Below are 17,735 nucleotides of genomic sequence, written 5' to 3'. Positions count from 1 at the left end.
TACCTTTTTTAAAAGTGCCAGATTAATGACATGAAGGTCGAAAAAAAGGATAACATGGCCGATGTCTATGAAACAGGTTTCAAACAAGGCTACCTTGGACGTTGGGAGAGTGAGTCATTTTACGATGCACCACAGAAAGAAACGTTCGTTCAATAAGGATGGCACTTTCATTAAGGCTACTTGACCTTATCAAATAGTTAAGGGTATAGTTTACTTATGGTTACTGGGTGCTAGAGTTGATTTCCCCCGTGGTTACAGAATGATTTTAAAAATCTTACAGGATGCTATATGTCTGAAAATATTAACATTCAGTCTCTGCCTAAAGAAATTCCGCCGCAGTTTGTCGCGTTTTGGAAGATCAGCAGCGAACCTTGGGCTTTCAAAGACCCTGATTCGCGGTATCGGTATGCAAATTCAGCGTTCCTGGAACTGTTAGATTTACCACCGGAATTTAACATTGTAGATAAGAGCGACAGTGAGCTACCTGTAAACAAGCCTGCTGACAGTAAATTACCGTATCTTGATTTTGCTAAGTTTTCTCAACAATATCGCGACTACGAGAAGCTTGCTGTAGTAGCTAACCAGACTGTCTCATCAATTGAAACCCATTGTTTTGGTCGGGAAAAGAAAATTCAACCCTATATTTTCGATAGAACTCCTGTACTGAATGATCGAAAAGAGTCCGTTGGTGTAATGCTTCATGCACATCCGATGTCATTTTTTACACCTGGGCAATATGTCGAAAAAGAATCACCTCTTTCTCTACTGTATGATAAGCCAGACGAGTTCTTTACTGATGAAGAATATGATGTGATATTTTTCTTGTTGCAGAATATCAGTAATGAAAGCATAGCGGAAGAATTACATATTTCTGTTCAGAAAGTGGACAGTATCCAACAGGGAGTTTATGAAAAGGCGCAGATTGGTTCATTGTATGATTTTAAGGTATTTTGTAAAATTCGTGGCTATGAGCGCTATGCCCCACAAAAATTTCTCGAACCAAGCTCTAGGATGGTTCCTTTATCCACATAAAAATAGAAAAATTGGTTGATTAAGCACAAGTTAACGTAAAATACTGCATGATTGGGAATATACTAAATACGTGAACTGGATGTTGCTGGTGAAGTATAAAAAATGTAGCGGCTAGAAAAAGGTATGGATAGAATGCCTTATGTTTTTGTAATGGGCTCTGGATATATGATCAGAGCTATCCCATCAAAAATTACTTGATCAACTCTATAAAAAGGGAATTGATATCATCATTTCCGTCAACAATGACAGCCAACTAGAGCAGTCGTCATGTAACATGATCTATGTTTTTAAGAAATAGTCATTAATATCAATATGTTGTTTTAATTTTCATAATCAGTTTATAGAACGAATGACAGCAAAAATCAGAGAAGAGTTTGAGGCGTGTTTTGAAAAATTAGAAGACTCGAGTCAACATGCTTAACAGGTCAAAAAATCATTTTTATTTAAAAATTATAAAATCTGATTAGCAAGAAATCTAAGCCAAGTCTCCAATAATTATGCTCAAAACAAATAACTCATTGATTTAAAATTATTTTAATTTCAATGAGAGAATTATCTTTCCATATCAAAAAATGGCTTCAGTACTGGCTCCAGTGAAATGACCGATTAGCATGGCTTAGCTTCTTTGCTAACCAGGATATAAAATGGTTACGAAAAAAGTTAGATTAAGAAAACTCAATTTTACGTACTGTTTTGCAGTAAAATTTTTGATGGACAGCCCTGGACGTATGGTACTAAGGTTTTAAAAACAAAGATGTATTTCTAAGACAAACCTTGGCTTTTAAATAAATTGCACACCGGGCTGCATAAACCTTTTTGGAATATATCGATCAAAACCGGTCGCCTCACAAAATTCTTTAAATTGGCCTACTGAACAAACCCCTGCTTTTTGAAAAATGTTAGTTTTGTACTTTTCTATAGTATCATGAGAAACATCAAGCGCTCTGGCTATCATTTTGCTGGGCAAAGATTGCTGTAAGTAGAACACCACATCAAGTTCTCTTTTAGTGAATATGTCTGTAGGCGGATCCAATACTAATATAGAAGGTGTGAGTTTGCTCACATATTGAGGGAGGGAACAAAAATTTAATTTTCTTCCATAAAAAGCAGTGCCTATGCATTCTTTTTTTATTTCGTTACCAACAACCGTTTCCTTATAGAGAGGGAATTTCTCGGCGAAATAAGGTTGAAGTACCTTTTTTCGGGTATAAACTTGCGTTGAAATTATCCCAACACTTTTCCCTTTTTCAGCTTCCCTATCCCATCTTTGAAAATCTCCCGCAAACTCGGACCAAGGCGCGGGCACTCGTTATCCAGTCGACCTTCAATATCAAAATTAACAGGTAAGTCAAAAACATCAAGCGCCGCTTCGTTAGCGTATACATACCGTGACTCATTGTCTCTCACCCCCCAAGGTTGCCCACTAATTTCCATAAATGATTTGAAGGAAAATAATTCGAGGGAATCTACCGTAATTCGCTGAGAATCAGGTATTTTTGCGTGATTGATATCATCATCCATAACAACCTCCTGAGTAAAGAATTAACTATTCACTAATAAGAGTCATTGTATTACGTGACTCACGTTACGTAGATTGGATAGGGAATTAAACGAACTGTACACCGGGTTGTATGAATTTTTTGGGGATATATCGGTCAAGCCCCGTTTCCCTACAAAATTCTTTAAATTGGTCTACTGAATAAACGCCCGCTTTTTGAAAAATTTTATCCTTGTACTTTCCTACCGTATTGTGAGAGACATTAAGCTTCCGTGCTATCACTTTAGCTGGCAAGGATTGTTGTAGGTAAAACACCACATCAAGTTCTCTTTCAGTGAACCTGCTTATGGGTGGAGTTAGTATCAATACAGAAGGAGTGAGTTTGCCAACATATTGTGAAAAGGAATAAAAATTTAATTTTCTTGCGTTAAAAATAGTACCGATACACTCATTGAGTCCATTATAGAGTGGTGTTTTTTCAATATAGTAAGGTTCAAGTTTTTGCTCACGTCCCCATAACTGGGTTGAAATTATAGCAACATTTTTTCTGTTTTTTTCAGTCTCTCGATCATGCTTTCGGAATTCTGTGGCAAACTGGGCCCAAGGGCAGGACATTCCTCATCTAATCGACCTTCAATATCAAACCCAATCGGCAGATTATGGGCATCCAAAGACACTTTATTCATATAGACAAATCGTGATTCCTTATCCTTTATTCCCCAGGACTGACCACTGTTTTCCATAACTGACTTAAATGAAAGTGATTCAAGAGAGTTCACAGTAATCCCTTGAGAATCAGTTGCCTTTTCGTGATTAGCTTCGTCCATAGTAGCCCCCTAAATGTTTGAGCCTATACCCTAATATAGCGAAAACGGCCACAAAAAACCGAGGCTACGAGGAGCAAGAAATACTCTATTTGCGTAAATATCACAAGACTACCCGTAATATTTTTTGTTAACGGTGTTTAACTTATTCAGTTTTTTGTGACGCACTTTTGCCTGAGTCCGTTTATGTAAAATCCTTACAGGAAGAGACTCTAGAGTGGATACTTTCTGGCGCATTGTTTTTCCTAAACTTGCGGCACGACGCTAAAGCTACAGTAGAAACAGAAATGAATTTTCTCCTATCTGAAAATTTTTTGTAAAACATGACTTAAAATCAAAGGCTTTATGTATATATAGTTGTCAATATTATATCGGTTACCATAAAAATCAGAAAAAAGCTAGTCCCTCTATTTTAGACTAGTGCCACTTATCTTTTTCATTAGTATTACCCGACATAGGTAATTGATACTCAATTATTTGCATTAGGTGAAAGTGATAGCTTTTAACGCAGGAGCCTGTACTGGTCTAATGGAGAAAATCGCATGAACGAATTTACTATCAGTATTATATTCTGGGTAATTTGTTTGATTTTGTATGTGGTCTGGTTGGTGTGGACTATCAGGACAGGAAAGAAAGACGGCATAGATTTGACATATAAATATCACGGGAAAAAGTTGAAATCTCGATCAATCCACTCGGGCTGGATACAGTCAGGATGGACACAAAGGAGACACGATGATGACGATTAAATTGAAACCAAAGATACGTTATAGATACGATGACCCCATCAAAATAGTAGATAATTTTTTGGTTCAATCAGGGCTTAATACCGTGTTTCCATGGCGTCACCCTGCTGATAGAAGACCTTCTATACAGAGTATTAACGCTCTGATAAAAATGCTGGATCAAGCTGAAGCAATACTGGCGGAAAAGGGAGACAGATAAATGATCTCATTGTTGTCAACATGAGTGAAATAAATTATTTATATTACAATGCACGTAACTAAAAAAAGAGAAAAAATATGAATAAGATTAAAACTTCATTAAAATCATTCCCTCTTATTTCTATTATGGAACATAGTGAAGATATTTGGGGCATAAAAGATTGTGAATCACGATTTATTTACACTAATCGGGCTTTTCGTGAATTTTTAAATATTCCTGCGTGCTTTAAAATCGAAGGAAAACGTGATGAGCAACTCCCCACGCCGGTAGCCGAATTTGCTTCGGAGCTGAAAAAGCAGGATCAAGAAACGATAAAGAGTGGACAAAGAGTCACGCTCATTAAAACACACTTTTTTGGTCGAAAGAAAAAATTAGAACCGTATCTCTATGAAAAATTTCCTTTGTATAATGAAAAAAATGAGTGCGTAGGAACTGTTTTTTATGGAAAAAAAATGGATTTTATTTCTTTGCCACAATATGTAGATAAGGTTACACCTTCAGTACTCGCATTGGAGCCACCAAGCGATCTGTTTACAGCATTTGAACTTAAAATTGTCTTTCATATACTACAGTCCTTAAGCGCCAAAGAGATAGGAGAAAAATTACATCGTTCTCCACGGACGATAGAAAACCATCTGCAAGTCATGTACAGAAAATCGGATGTTAATTCATTGCCTGAGTTTAAAAGATTCTGTAATGAACATGGTTTTGATTGCTATATCCCGCAAGAATTTATCCACCCTAGGATACAGTTTATTGAGAATAGGAGATATCATTATGAGCAATAGACAGAACAGAGCGAGAAAACGAGAGTTGAGAAATAAAGCATTAGAGGTTCAAAAAAAGCAAAGCAAAAAGGAAACGCTATTTAATCGATTAATAAATTGGTTCAAGAAGAAAAAAAGCCTAAACGTAAATTACCTTAAATACATTTTATTTACTCGTAAAAAATAATGTGTTTAACACAAGATGTCTTTTTACCTATAAATAATTTTTTAATATCATTAAATTTTATATTAGTAATTTTTATCTATAGAATATTTATGAGTATCTGGATTGCTTAGGGCGTAGGCGTGAAAAAAATGAGAGAGTGTTTAGAATTCTATGTCAGCATAAAGGCTAGATCATAATTTTACCATCAAATCTTCCTTCAAAATAAATAGCGAATTTTGATACCTGAACAACCTATTGAATACATGACATTTTTTTATTGCCTATTTTTAAAAGTGTCAAATTGGTGACATGAAGGTCCAAGAAAAAAATAACATGGTCGATGTCTATAAAACAGGTTTCAAACAAGGCTACCTTGGATGCTGGAAAAGTGAGTTATTTGACGATGAATGACAGAAAGGAACCTTCGCTCAGTGCAAGGACAGGTCGAAATGAAGAGGCAACATATTGATAAATAGTGACTGAAAAGTGGTGTTTTGTCGTGTTTTGTTGCCTATTATTTAATCTAAAATAATATATCTGTTTGTTTTAAATAATTTATTTTATTTTTGAATGGCTTTACGTTGAATATCTAGCTTCATTACCTTCCGCCGTATAGCCCGAATCTAAACCCGATAGAGCGATTGTGGAAGGTGATGAATGAGCAAACACGAAACAATAGATATTACCCATCTAAACAGAGTTTTAAGAACGATATCTTAAACTTCTTTGAGGTGAAGCTACCACAAATGGCAAGTTCTCTGGTATCTCGCTTAAACGATAATTTCCAGGCGCTAAATCCTGCATCTTGATTTCACTTGGGTATATACAGAGAAAAATGCCTTGGTTGCCGCAGATATGTTAAACGATCAGGTGCTGCCATTACATGATGAGCAAGCGGTTCCCTTATTGCGTATCCTGACCGACAGAGGGTCAGAATACTCGGGGAAAAAGGAAACCCATGCTTATCAGCTTTACCTGGAGCTAGAAGATATCGAGCATACGCGGACCAAGGCATACAGCCCGCAGACTAATGGTATCTGTGAGCGGTTTCATAAGACGATGAAAAATGAAGGCTATGACGTGATGTTTCGGCGTAAAATTTATTCATCATTGGAAGACATTCAGCAAGACATCGATAAATGGCTCGCATTCTACAACAGAGAGCGACCTCATTCAGGCTGGTATTGTTATGGCAAAACCCCCTGGGAAACTTGGATTGCATCAAAAGAGTTAGTAAAAGAAAAACAACTCGATAATTTATTTGAACCATCGCACAGTCAGACTACTCTGACAAATTCGATGGCTTAGCTTGTGTCTGTCAGGTTAAGTTTGAGCTACTACAATTCCTGGTGATCGACGTCCTTGCTGGCACGTTTACCTGGAAAACGCCATCGGCAGGCGTGTTCTGGTAAAAAATACTTTTTAACTAACCCTCTTGTACCTTTATTCGGATACCTTAGCGTTGACCATCGGGGTAATACTTTGAATATCTCGCTGCCTACATAGCTAGAGATCACTGTGCTTGTAATAGTTTCCCCATTCCCACAATTTGGGACTGAGGATCTTGATTAATTCACCAGTAATCTTGCTCGGGAGAGACTTAATGGCTTCTTTGGTGTTACGAATAAACATTAACACATTGTATTTAATTAGTTTAATCAGTAATTTTTCCTTGTGTTTACGGATATTGAACCCCAAAAAACCAAATCCCTTACTAATATGCGTAATCGTTTTCTTCTCTATCGAGAGTGACAAACCACGTTTTTTTTGGAACGCGGGTATTAACGGTTTTATCGTATTCTCCAACACTTTTATTGATGCACAGAGTGATAACGAAGTCATCAGGATAGGAGATAAAATTCACTTTATCAGACTTTTTGGGCACCGCTTGTTTAATGTGTTGCTCTAATCCCGCTAATGTCAGCAACATTAATATTGGGGAGATAATACCGCCTGACGATTTCGCATAGGTTCTAAGTAATGTCTGCTTAGGATAAACGTTCTTACTTCTCAAAATGACGGTTGTCCAAACTTTGCGTCACTTGGCTATTAAGCATGTTCAACAATAGGATTGAGCGTGTTTCTCCATCCGGTTCAGTATAAATAGCCTGTAATCCAGCAAAAATTCCTTCAGTAACCCGTACAACGTCACCCAGTACCGGCAGCCTAGGATCAGACATTTTATGCATCATATGTAACTTTATATCATCAATGACCAATTGTGGAATAATCACCGGATGTATTCCAAAACGTACAAAATGGCTAACACCACGAGTGGCTTTGATCGTTGTGGTATGAATATTTTCAGGGCTAAACTCGGTGAATAAATAGTTAGGGAATAAAGGCTCAGTTACCGTGATCCGTTTTCTGCGGAAAATTTTTTCCATTTCCACTGTCGGTGTCAAACAAACGACTCCTTGTCGTTCCAAATGTTCTTGCGCACGTAACTGTTGAGCGCGTTTACAATAGAGTAAATACCAAGACTTCATGATGTTGTACTCCCACCCGAAGAGCGCCTTAGCTGATCACGTAAATTCGGAGGCGTGCCTTTGATGGTCAATGTGTCAGTCGCTGCGTCCCAAAGAACACGTTCACCCAGAAGCTGCACATCAAAATTGACAGTTAAACCCCTCCGCTCCCCACAAATTTCTTCAATTGACGTAATGTTGTACGATCTCCCGGGAAGCTTTCTTCAAGAACGTATCCCTGTTCATTAGAAAACTGCTGAAGATTTTTCTCGCCTAAAACAGGTAGCTCTTGTGATAATGCATGTAGTTCAATTTCTTCACCAGTTTGTAATCGTTCATTACAATAACTGTACACTTGCTGTCGATACGATTGCTGCTCTTTTTTATCTAATTGCGCATCAGCACAATAGTCATCAACTGCCTGTAATAAGCCACGATTTTGTGCTTTAGTGTCTAAACCTTCAGTGGCCGCCAGGAAATCCATAAAGAAATCGGATATTTTGCGTCCTACTCGTCCTTTTAGGAAAGTGAGATAACGTTTCGATTGCAGGTTAGTTTCCCATTCGGTCAAATCAATACGAGCCACAATATCGGCATGGTTAATATCCAGATGATGTGTGATGCTCAGATCAAGCTGTTCATCAACACGCATACTATTACAACTGTTAAGAAACGCGATCAACAAATACTCGACAGCTAGATAGCGGTATTGACAGAACAGTAGAGTTCCACTCTCAGCAAACGAATATTTTGCTAGTTCATCACGTAGACGACCTGTAGCTGTGTGAGTAAAACTTAAGAAATCTCCATCACCCTTACGACTGAGTTTTAATGCATTAGCTAACTCACTTTGCTCATCAAACTGTCCATAAGCTTTGCTTTTTGTACTGTAGACACGGTGTAACTCGGTCATCATCTCTTTGACAACCGTGTCGGTTGACAGCAAAGAATCTCGTAGCACCATGCTAAATTTTTGATTGTCATCTTTGATCAATTGATGTAAAGCCATCTGATCGATATTCAGGCTCATGAAAGGTACTCCTTTTGGAAAACTGCCTATTCAAACACCTATGGATCCTGGCTGCAACTAAAAGCGATAACTGTGCTCAATAAGTCGCTAATGCTGTAAAATCGTATTTTTATCAGGTAGTATGTGTGGTTTTGTCAACGGGTAAAAATACAATTTTATCCAACACTATGCTTGCGTAATGGCATTTGCTGCCTCAATATGTGATGATGAAACTCATTAATTTATCAGTTAATACAACCTCAATATGGTGACAAATCGTCAGCGCTACCGCGAAAATGTGTCCGGGATGATCAGTTGGGGGCATTGGTTTGCCTTATTTAATATCCTTTTCAGCCTGGCGATAGGCAGTCGATACCTGTTCGTTTCTAATTGGCCGGCTTCCCTGCCGGGCAGAATTTATGCCTTGACCAGTTGGCTTGGGCATTTTAGTTTCATTGTTTTTGTCGCTTATGTATTGATAATCTTTCCTCTGACTTTCCTGGTGATGTCACAACGCGTACTGCGCTTTATTTCCGTGGTACTCGCCACTGTGGGGCTAACACTGTTACTGATCGACAGTGAAGTTTTCACTCGTTTCCATTTGCATCTTAATTCGGTGATATGGGAATTAATTGCTGATCCAGAGCAAGACGAGCTTACCCGTGATAAGCTATTCATCTTTTTTTGTGTACCGATCATTTTTCTGATTGAGATGTTCTTTGGTACCTGGTGCTGGCAGAGACTACGTAGCCTGAATCGTAAACCCGTTGTTAAGCCACTGGTAGCACTATTTACCGGGGCATTTTTTGCATCACATCTTATGTATAGTTGGGCTGACGCCAACTTTTATCGACCAATAACTATGCAACGGGCAAATTTACCGCTATCTCATCCAATGACTGCCCGTAATTTTTTAGAAAAGCACGGTATGCTAGATAAGCAAGAGTATCAGCGTCGTCTGATTGAACAAGGCAGCCCTGATGCTTTGGCTGTTGAATATCCCCTCAATAAGATCAGTTTTAGCGGCAAAAACATGGATGGTGAAGATAATGGCTACAATTTACTGCTGATCCTCATCGATGGCATTCGTAGCAGTAATCTCGCGTCAGATATGCCGATACTGACTCAATTTGCTGATGCTAATCTGCAATTTACTCGCCATTACAGCTCAGGTAATCGACAAAATACCGGTTTATTTGGTCTGTTTTACGGTATATCGCCGACTTATCTCGGTGGCATTCTTGCCGCACGTAAACCTTCCGCCTTGATTAACGCATTAGACACACGGGGCTACCAATTCGGCCTGTTTTCTTCTGATGGTTTCAAGTCATCTTTGTACCGGCAGGCATTATTGAGTGATTTTTCGTTACCTACGCCGATACAACAGAATGACAGCGTAACAACCACACAGTGGCAGCAATGGTTAATCAATCGCAGTACCGACAGAAAATGGTTCTCATACATTAATTTCAATGGCGCGACAGAAGATCAGAACAAAACAGCAGAGAAGGGACTCCCTTTGTCGACTGATTTTATCCACCACTATCAGGCAAGTGCCCAAAATACTGATCGGAACATCATGACCATCATTGCAACACTAAAGAAAAATTATCAGTGGGATAAAACAGTTGTGATCATCACCGCTGCTCATGGTATTGAATTCAATGACAGCGGTGATGGTACCTGGGGAGCGGGGAGTAAATTTAATCGTGAGCAGCTTCAGGTGCCGCTTATTATCCACTGGCCAGATAGATCGGCTCAAAAGATCGATAAGCTGACCAATCATGAGGATATTATGGTGACCCTGATGCAACATTTACTACATGTTAACACCCCGCCACAGGATTATTCTCAAGGTGAAGATTTGTTTGCTATTAAACGCAAGAATAATTGGGTGACAACGGGTGATGACGGTATGTTAGTGATCACCACCCCGACGCAAACCATATTGTTACATGATGACGGTAATTATCGCACCTATGACCAGCAGGGTAACGAAATAAAAGATCATAAACCTCCACTCGCACTGTTACTGCAAGTGTTAACGGAAACAAAACGTTTCATTGCTAATTAGTTAGAGCCTATTCGAGAACGTCGTGAATACACAATACAATAGATCTTGAACCATTTTACAACTTCATGGAAACGACACGATGAATAAACATTATGATTATCTAGCAATTGGTGGTGGCAGCGGCGGTATTGCTTCAATTAATCGGGCAGCCAGCTATGGTAAAAAGTGTGCATTGATTGAAGATAAAAAGCTGGGTGGCACTTGTGTGAATGTCGGTTGTGTTCCGAAAAAAATCATGTGGCACGCAGCACAGATCGCTGAAGCCATTCACGTATACGGTGCTGATTATGGTTTCAACATCGAACTAAGTACCTTCGATTGGCCAAAATTGATTGAAAGTCGCAATGCTTATATCAACCGAATTCATCAATCATATAAACGTGTTTTAAGTCATAATGACGTTGATGTTATCACTGGTTTCGCCAGGTTTATCGATGTGCATACTGTTGAAGTGAATGGTGAGAAAATCAGCGCCGATCATGTTCTCATCGCTACTGGAGGGTACCCCGATCATCCTGACATTCCTGGTGTTGAATACGGCATCGATTCTGACGGTTTTTTTGATTTACATGAAACACCAAAACGTGTAGCGGTGGTCGGTGCTGGCTATATTGCGGTAGAAATTGCCGGTGTGCTAAATGCATTGGGTGTCGAAACCGATTTATTGGTACGTAAACATGCGCCTTTACGCCACTTCGATCCTTTAATCGTGGAAAACCTGGTAAACACCATGAAACAGGGAGGGGAAGAAAGAAAGATAAAATTACATACCGAAGCAGTACCGCAAGCAGTGATTAAAAACGCGAATGGCAGCCTGGAGCTACAACTAGAAAATGGAAAATCACTTACCGTTGACCATGTCATTTGGGCAATTGGGCGCAAGCCAGCCACCGATAAGCTCAACCTCGATGCTTGTGGTATGAAAATAAATGATAAAGGTTATATAGAGGTTGATAAGTTCCAAAATACCAGTGTTAAAGGCATTTACGCAGTCGGTGATAACACGGGTGCAGTGGAACTAACGCCGGTTGCGGTTGCTGCCGGTCGTCGTCTCTCTGAACGTTTGTTCAATAATAAGCTGAATGAATATCTCGATTACAATAATATTCCCACGGTGGTTTTCAGCCACCCCCCCATAGGAACCATCGGCCTGACTGAACCACAAGCCCGAGAAAAATTTGGCGCCGATCAAGTTAAAGTTTATCATTCTTCTTTCACTGCGATGTACAGTGCGGTCACTCAGCACCGTCAGCCTTGTCACATGAAACTGGTCTGCAGCGGCAGCGATGAAAAGATAGTTGGCATCCATGGTATCGGTTTCGGTATGGATGAAATCCTGCAAGGGTTTGCCGTAGCCGTAAAGATGGGGGCGACCAAGAAAGACTTTGACAATACAGTGGCTATTCACCCGACTTCCGCTGAAGAATTCGTTACCATGCGCTAATTCTCTGGAATAAAACACTCATTATTTTACGTAATTTGGGGTTCCCAAAACGGTGTTGACTGTATATACTTACATGAAACTGTATAGAAAAACAGGTAAAAAGTATGAAAAGACTAACACCCAGACAACAAGAAGTTTATGATTTAGTCTGTCATTGTCGGGCACAAACTGGCATGCCACCGACACGTGCCGAAATCGCCAAGCATCTGGGATTTCGTTCAGCTAACGCTGCGGAAGAACATCTGAGAGCCTTAGCCCGTAAGGGAGTGATTGAAATCCTATCCGGTACCTCACGCGGCATCCGTATATTAATAGAGAAGGAAGAAGAAGGGCTACCCGTCATTGGTCAAGTAGCCGCTGGAGAACCGCTATTAGCACAGCAAAACGAAGAAGGGCGCCATAAGGTGGATCCCTCGTTGTTTAAACCCCATGCCGATTTTCTTTTACGAGTAAGTGGCATGTCAATGAAAGGCATTGGTATTTTCGATGGTGATCTTCTTGCCGTACACAAAACAAAAGATGTACATAATGGTCAAATAGTAGTAGCGCGTATTGAAGATGAAGTCACGGTAAAACGCTTACAAAAGCAAAATGATATTGTGCATCTTTTACCGGAAAACAATGAGTTTAAACCCATCATTGTTGATCTTAAACAGCAACATTTAACCATAGAAGGCCTAGCAGTAGGTATTATTCGCAATGGTGGTTGGCACTAACTTTTAACAAACCGTTTGCTTAGAGCCGTTCCAAATCTTTTTTGCGGTGTTCAGAAGAGGAAAAAATGGGCGAAAAAGCGTAATTTACTCTTTGTAACAACAAAAAAGAAAATGCGCATGTTGAGCGCATTTTTGACGAATTACTTGACCAAAATACGGCGAGCACAAGAGATTTCAAACAGGTTCTTAGGAGTATAAGAACACGATGTACTATTCACTGGTCAGAAAAATTTTATTTCAACTTGATGCTGAACGTGTGCACGAATTGACGTTGAGAGGCCTACAACGAATGACAGGAACGCCTTTAGCATTCTTGTTACGTCAATCGGTGCCGACAAAAGCGGTCAATTGTATGGGACTGTCATTTAAAAATCCATTGGGTTTAGCTGCTGGGTTAGATAAAAATGGTGAATGCATTAATATTTTAGCCGCTATGGGGTTTGGATTTATTGAGATTGGAACAGTAACGCCACGAGCACAACCGGGTAATGACAAACCACGTTTATTTCGGGTCAGCACAGCGGAAGGGATCATCAATCGCATGGGGTTTAATAACAAGGGGGTCGATAATCTGATCAACAATGTTAAGAAAGCGCATTTTAGCGGCATTCTTGGCATAAATATTGGTAAAAATAAAGATACTCCGGTTGAACAAGGTAAAGACGATTATTTGATATGTATGGATAAAATCTATCCTTATGCTGGTTATATTGCGATTAATATTTCATCGCCCAATACCCCTGAATTACGTTCATTACAGTATGGGGATGCACTGGATGATTTATTAGCGGCAATTAAGAATAAACAAACTGAACTACATCAACAATATGGTAAATATGTACCCATCGCGGTAAAAATTGCCCCTGATCTGACGGAAGAAGAATTAATTCAAATAGCCGACACGTTAATCAGACATAAAATTGATGGGGTAATTGCCACTAATACCACCTTGGATCGTTCTTTAATTCAAGGATTACCCTATTGTGAACAGAGCGGCGGCTTGAGCGGTCGCCCATTACAGCTCTCTAGTACCACTATCATCCGGCGTTTATCGCAAGAGTTACAAGGTCGGCTGCCTATTATTGGCGTTGGCGGTATCGACTCACTGATTGCCGCTCGAGAAAAAATAGCAGCCGGTGCCACTTTGATTCAAATTTATTCAGGGCTCATCTTTCATGGACCAAAGTTGATTAAGCATATTTTGGCTGATATTTAACGGATTTATTTCCCTAATTTTTTTATATTCTATGACTTTAATTATTAGGTTATAACGAGAATGACATCTTCGCTATAATGTGCCCTTATTTTATGGTCATGTATTCAATAGGTTGAAGCCATGTTAAATCTCTATTTCTAGCGGGGTAATTGATGATGGAAAAAATAGAGGTTCGTTACCGCTACTGCGGTCAAACTCCCAACGCTTCAGAGGCTCCTTGACCTATTAGCCCTTTTTCAGATGGACTTCTTCTGTACAGATGATTTTACTGCTTATTCGATTTTACCTTCCGCAAATCACATCGTTGGCACGCTTTATACGCAAAGGACAGAAAGAAAAAATTTAACACTGAGAATACGACTTAAACGATTGAATCGTAAAATGATAGGTTACTCAAAATCCGAAAAAATGCACGATAAGGTTATTATGACATTCATTGAGAGGGAATACTGTTTTTGATACTTGAACAACCTATTGAATACATGACCTATTTATCATAGTGGCAGTATTTTATTTATGATAAAAATTAATAAATTAAAAAATAAAAGTCACAATCGATCGAAATTAGGTCAAAATGCATTAGATTATCTTGTACTTTAACGTCTTACTCGATAACCCAAAAATTATAAAAATGAGTCAGATTTCGTCCCACTCGCTCCCTCTGCTATCACGGTATTTTTCCGTCATGGCAAGTGGATTTATGTCCCAGTAATTTTTGCGCAAACTCCTTACCTCTGGCTTCACTATGCAGCCTAGCTGATAAGTTTCTGATTTCGTGAAATGAGGGCGGTGTGCCTTGCCGTTTTAAGCTGTAGTAGCTCAACATCTTTGACTAACATTAAAGCGCACAGATATAGTGAGAGGCGTAAAATCAAAGCGTAGGTTCACAGCAAACGGAGCGGACTTGCTGTCCATGAGCATTGCGAGTATCCCGCACCACACAGTAGGTAATGACTACGGAGCGACAGAAGCATATTCTTTACATTCACTATATGTTAGTACAAGTTTAAATTTTATATTTGACTTGATATCGTTATAAGCTTATACCAGAGTTGATGTTATCTGAATCAGTGCTCGGTATAAAACTCGTGTCAACCTATAATGTAGTTCAACCTAAAAAAGGAACATCAATGGGAATAATAAATTTTTTCCATTTAAGAAAAGTTGCTTTTATCTGTTCTTTTCTAATAGTAACCGGATGCACTGATAAAGTTTATCCAGAAAAAACAGTTACGTTCATCACTATTTCCGACCTCCATTTTAATCCATTCTATAACTGTGATATTAAAAACGATACCTGCCTTATTATTGATAAACTTCAAGCAGCGCCAACATCGCAATGGAAAGAAATTCTTGAGCGGTATGAACAAAGTAAACAAATTTATAATAAAGATACAAATTATTTTTTATTTCACTCTGTGTTAGGTACTTTGAAGAAACGTGCTGATGATACCCATGCGCAATTTGTATTATTGTTAGGTGATGTTTTAGCACATGACTATAATAAAAATTATATAAAATATACAGGAGATACTTCTTCAATAGGAATACAAAATTTTGTTAACAAGACAATGCAATTTATTACCAATGAATTAAAAAATAGGCTTTCATCTATCGATGTTTATACTGTAGTAGGGAACAACGATACCTATTCCGATCATTATACTTCTGAAGCGGTATTTTACAAAAATATAGCTAAAATTTGGAGTCAATCGATAAAAGATGAAAAAAATCGTATTAAAATGGAAAATGATTTTAGTAAAGGGGGGTACTATTCTCTCGAATTGTCTAAACAAAAAAAACTGCGTTTAATTGTGCTTAATACTAATTTTTTTTCTACCTTAGGAAAAGGTCTGGATATTGAAGCTAAAGAAGAATTAAATTGGTTGCATAATGAATTATCTTCTGTACATAAAAAAAATCAAAAGGCAATCATTGCGTTACATATTCCGGTTGGAATTGATGCGTATCAAAGTGTGATACAGAGTGACGTTGTGAGTCTTTGGGATCCACAGAACACACAACAATTTTTATCTCAACTTGAATATTACTCTAATGAAATTATCGCTATTTTTTCGGGTCATTTACACACGGATTTTTTTGAAATAATTAAATTTAACGGAAGAACTAAAAATATCTTTCTAACTGGCACACCCGCTGTCAGCCCATTATTTAGCAATAATCCAGGATTCAAACTGTATCGCTACTCTCGTAACACTTTAGAACTTCAAGGTTATTCAACCTATTATTATCCCTTGGACAGTATAAGGCCAGAATGGAAACTGGCCTATGATTCGAATAAAAATTATAAACTGGCTTGCCGTTCTTGTAATTTGATGAAAGCTATGGATAAAATTAAGCCAAGTGGCGAATTAGCTGACAGTTATCAAAAATTCTATATGCTTAGAAAAGATTTACAACCTATTACCAAAGAAAACAAATGGGTACCTTATTATTGTGCTATTCGAAACCTCACAGCTGAAACTTATCAGGTGTGCCTGAAAAATTTAGCTTTTAGAAAGGGGATATGAAGCACGATTTTCTACCTTACATGTCCAGCTATGTATAGCTGAGCGATTTAATTTTGATTAGCATTCAAATATAAGACACTTCGTACATTTACTCATCAATGTATCCGTTAGACAATCAAAATTAAATCGCATATCTATAACGAATTGTTTTTAGCCCTCCTAAAAAAATACAGAAAACCTTTCATTTGAGGAAATGAATGACAATGGGTAACATAACCTACTCATTGATCTCCACATCAGTTCGGTGTTTTCGATATCGAATCTCTCTCTATAGGAAGGTAGTGTTATGAAACGGGCCGTTGTCGTTTTTAGTGGTGGTCAAGACTCCACCACCTGTTTGATCCAGGCTAAAAGAGAAAAAAAATATGACGAAATCTATTGCATCACATTTGATTATGGACAATGCCATCGTGAGGAAATTGAAGTTGCGAAAAAGCTAGCACGACAATTCGAGGTGCAAGGTCATAAAATCTTAGATACCACATTACTTAACGAGTTGACCACGAGTAGCCTGATGCAAGACAGTATCTCTACACCGATCCACAATAGGCTCAATGAAAAAGATGGCGAAGAAAATAGTGAAGGAGGTAAGCCGAGCCTTCCCAGCACTTTTGTTCCTGGAAGAAATATTTTGTTTCTTACATTGGCAGCTATTTATGCTTATCAGGTACAGGCAAATGCCGTTATCTCCGGTGTCTGTCAAACAGATTTTTCCGGTTATCCTGATTGTCGTGATGAGTTTGTTAAATCCCTCAATGGTGCCATCAAGCTAGGCATTAATAGAGATATTTCTTTTATCACCCCCTTGATGTGGCTAGATAAAGCTGAAACTTGGGCTTTAGCGGATTATTATCAGCAACTGGATACTGTCCGTAATTCTACCTTGACCTGCTACAATGGCACTAAAAGCGATGGCTGTGGTACCTGTGCTGCTTGTCATTTACGTTCCCGAGGTTTAAACCGTTATCTTGCTGATCGAGAGAAAGTCATGGCTTCCCTAAAGAAAAAAACCGGGCTGTCTTGATATCTTGCTTGTTTTAAGAGC

Annotated in this window: 17 protein-coding genes and 4 pseudogenes; 14 read left to right on the top strand and 7 right to left on the bottom strand. The window is 38.6% G+C overall.

The window, feature by feature from the left end:
* The first annotated feature begins 30 nt into the window (after nt 1-30).
* Nucleotides 31-156, top strand: a complete 126-nt coding sequence (locus tag CCS41_RS17195) for a hypothetical protein (protein WP_275887651.1) — start codon at nt 31-33, stop codon at nt 154-156.
* A 132-nt stretch (nt 157-288) separates the two neighbouring features.
* Nucleotides 289-1,032 carry a PAS domain-containing protein gene (locus tag CCS41_RS08785; protein ID WP_119797483.1) on the top strand — a complete coding sequence of 248 codons (744 nt, stop codon included), beginning with the start codon at nt 289-291 and terminating at the stop codon, nt 1,030-1,032.
* A gap of 781 nt (nt 1,033-1,813) precedes the next feature.
* Here CCS41_RS08785 and CCS41_RS08780 read toward each other — a convergent pair.
* The 4 genes from CCS41_RS08780 to CCS41_RS16665 form a co-directional block, all read right to left on the bottom strand.
* Nucleotides 1,814-2,338 carry a response regulator transcription factor gene (locus tag CCS41_RS08780; protein WP_240313742.1) on the bottom strand — a complete coding sequence of 175 codons (525 nt, stop codon included), beginning with the start codon at nt 2,336-2,338 and terminating at the stop codon, nt 1,814-1,816.
* A complete protein-coding gene (locus CCS41_RS16670; RefSeq protein WP_240313741.1) occupies nt 2,257-2,553 on the bottom strand; it encodes a hypothetical protein in 297 nt (98 codons plus the stop codon). Before CCS41_RS16670 ends, CCS41_RS08780 begins: the two co-directional genes overlap by 82 nt.
* 85 nt (nt 2,554-2,638) lie before the next feature.
* The gene (locus CCS41_RS08775; protein ID WP_240313740.1) at nt 2,639-3,145 is read right to left on the bottom strand and encodes a helix-turn-helix transcriptional regulator; all 507 of its coding nucleotides are present in this window, start codon (nt 3,143-3,145) and stop codon (nt 2,639-2,641) included.
* Nucleotides 3,061-3,357: a PAS domain-containing protein gene (locus tag CCS41_RS16665; RefSeq protein WP_240313739.1), complete on the bottom strand. Its 297-nt coding sequence runs from the start codon at nt 3,355-3,357 to the stop codon at nt 3,061-3,063. The genes CCS41_RS08775 and CCS41_RS16665 overlap by 85 nt, the downstream gene beginning before the upstream one ends.
* Nucleotides 3,358-4,089: 732 nt before the next feature.
* On the opposite strand from CCS41_RS16665, the gene CCS41_RS08765 reads away from it, so the two are divergent.
* The 5 genes and pseudogenes from CCS41_RS08765 to CCS41_RS08750 all read left to right on the top strand — a co-directional run.
* Nucleotides 4,090-4,299, top strand: coding sequence for a hypothetical protein (locus CCS41_RS08765; RefSeq protein ID WP_119797481.1), 210 nt, complete (start codon nt 4,090-4,092; stop codon nt 4,297-4,299).
* 77 nt (nt 4,300-4,376) lie between these two features.
* A complete protein-coding gene (locus CCS41_RS08760) occupies nt 4,377-5,087 on the top strand; it encodes a helix-turn-helix transcriptional regulator (protein ID WP_119797480.1) in 711 nt (236 codons plus the stop codon).
* A complete protein-coding gene (locus CCS41_RS16090) occupies nt 5,077-5,253 on the top strand; it encodes a hypothetical protein (protein ID WP_162920483.1) in 177 nt (58 codons plus the stop codon). The genes CCS41_RS08760 and CCS41_RS16090 overlap by 11 nt, the downstream gene beginning before the upstream one ends.
* 572 nt (nt 5,254-5,825) lie before the next feature.
* Nucleotides 5,826-6,041, top strand: a pseudogene (locus CCS41_RS08755) (transposase); the annotation flags it as partial.
* Between the two features lie 10 nt (nt 6,042-6,051).
* A pseudogene (locus CCS41_RS08750) lies at nt 6,052-6,523 on the top strand (integrase core domain-containing protein); the annotation flags it as partial.
* Between the two features lie 215 nt (nt 6,524-6,738).
* Here the strand turns inward: CCS41_RS08750 and CCS41_RS15665 are convergent.
* The 3 genes and pseudogenes from CCS41_RS15665 to yejK form a co-directional block, all read right to left on the bottom strand.
* Nucleotides 6,739-7,074, bottom strand: coding sequence for an RNA-dependent RNA polymerase family protein (locus CCS41_RS15665; protein ID WP_162920441.1), 336 nt, complete (start codon nt 7,072-7,074; stop codon nt 6,739-6,741).
* Nucleotides 7,075-7,235: 161 nt separating this feature from the next.
* The gene (gene rfaH / locus CCS41_RS08735) at nt 7,236-7,721 is read right to left on the bottom strand and encodes a transcription/translation regulatory transformer protein RfaH (protein WP_072549718.1); all 486 of its coding nucleotides are present in this window, start codon (nt 7,719-7,721) and stop codon (nt 7,236-7,238) included.
* A 98-nt stretch (nt 7,722-7,819) separates the two neighbouring features.
* Nucleotides 7,820-8,709 (bottom strand): annotated as a pseudogene (yejK, locus tag CCS41_RS08730) (nucleoid-associated protein YejK); the annotation flags it as partial.
* Nucleotides 8,710-8,974: 265 nt separating this feature from the next.
* On the opposite strand from yejK, the gene yejM reads away from it, so the two are divergent.
* From yejM to queC, 7 genes and pseudogenes are all read left to right on the top strand, one after another.
* A complete protein-coding gene (gene yejM / locus CCS41_RS08725) occupies nt 8,975-10,783 on the top strand; it encodes an LPS biosynthesis-modulating metalloenzyme YejM (RefSeq protein ID WP_072549720.1) in 1,809 nt (602 codons plus the stop codon).
* A 79-nt stretch (nt 10,784-10,862) separates the two neighbouring features.
* Nucleotides 10,863-12,227 (top strand): glutathione-disulfide reductase, encoded by a 1,365-nt coding sequence (gene gorA, locus CCS41_RS08720; RefSeq protein WP_072549721.1) that lies wholly within the window; start codon nt 10,863-10,865, stop codon nt 12,225-12,227.
* A gap of 104 nt (nt 12,228-12,331) precedes the next feature.
* Entirely contained in the window at nt 12,332-12,943 is a 612-nt protein-coding gene (gene lexA / locus CCS41_RS08715) for a transcriptional repressor LexA (RefSeq protein ID WP_072549722.1), read from the top strand.
* Between the two features lie 205 nt (nt 12,944-13,148).
* A complete protein-coding gene (gene pyrD, locus CCS41_RS08710; protein WP_072549723.1) occupies nt 13,149-14,159 on the top strand; it encodes a quinone-dependent dihydroorotate dehydrogenase in 1,011 nt (336 codons plus the stop codon).
* A 204-nt stretch (nt 14,160-14,363) separates the two neighbouring features.
* A pseudogene (locus CCS41_RS08705) lies at nt 14,364-14,618 on the top strand (IS1 family transposase); the annotation flags it as partial.
* Between the two features lie 629 nt (nt 14,619-15,247).
* Nucleotides 15,248-16,690, top strand: a complete 1,443-nt coding sequence (locus tag CCS41_RS08695) for a metallophosphoesterase (RefSeq protein WP_162920442.1) — start codon at nt 15,248-15,250, stop codon at nt 16,688-16,690.
* A 286-nt stretch (nt 16,691-16,976) separates the two neighbouring features.
* Nucleotides 16,977-17,714 carry a 7-cyano-7-deazaguanine synthase QueC gene (gene queC, locus CCS41_RS08690; RefSeq protein WP_072549725.1) on the top strand — a complete coding sequence of 246 codons (738 nt, stop codon included), beginning with the start codon at nt 16,977-16,979 and terminating at the stop codon, nt 17,712-17,714.
* Nucleotides 17,715-17,735: the final 21 nt, after the last annotated feature.

Origin of the sequence: Candidatus Fukatsuia symbiotica, from assembly GCF_003122425.1 — a bacterium.
GTDB classification, from domain to species: domain Bacteria; phylum Pseudomonadota; class Gammaproteobacteria; order Enterobacterales; family Enterobacteriaceae; genus Fukatsuia; species Fukatsuia symbiotica.
The sequence above is the reverse complement of the archived record's forward strand: the minus strand, read 5'-3'. Positions and strand labels throughout refer to the sequence as shown.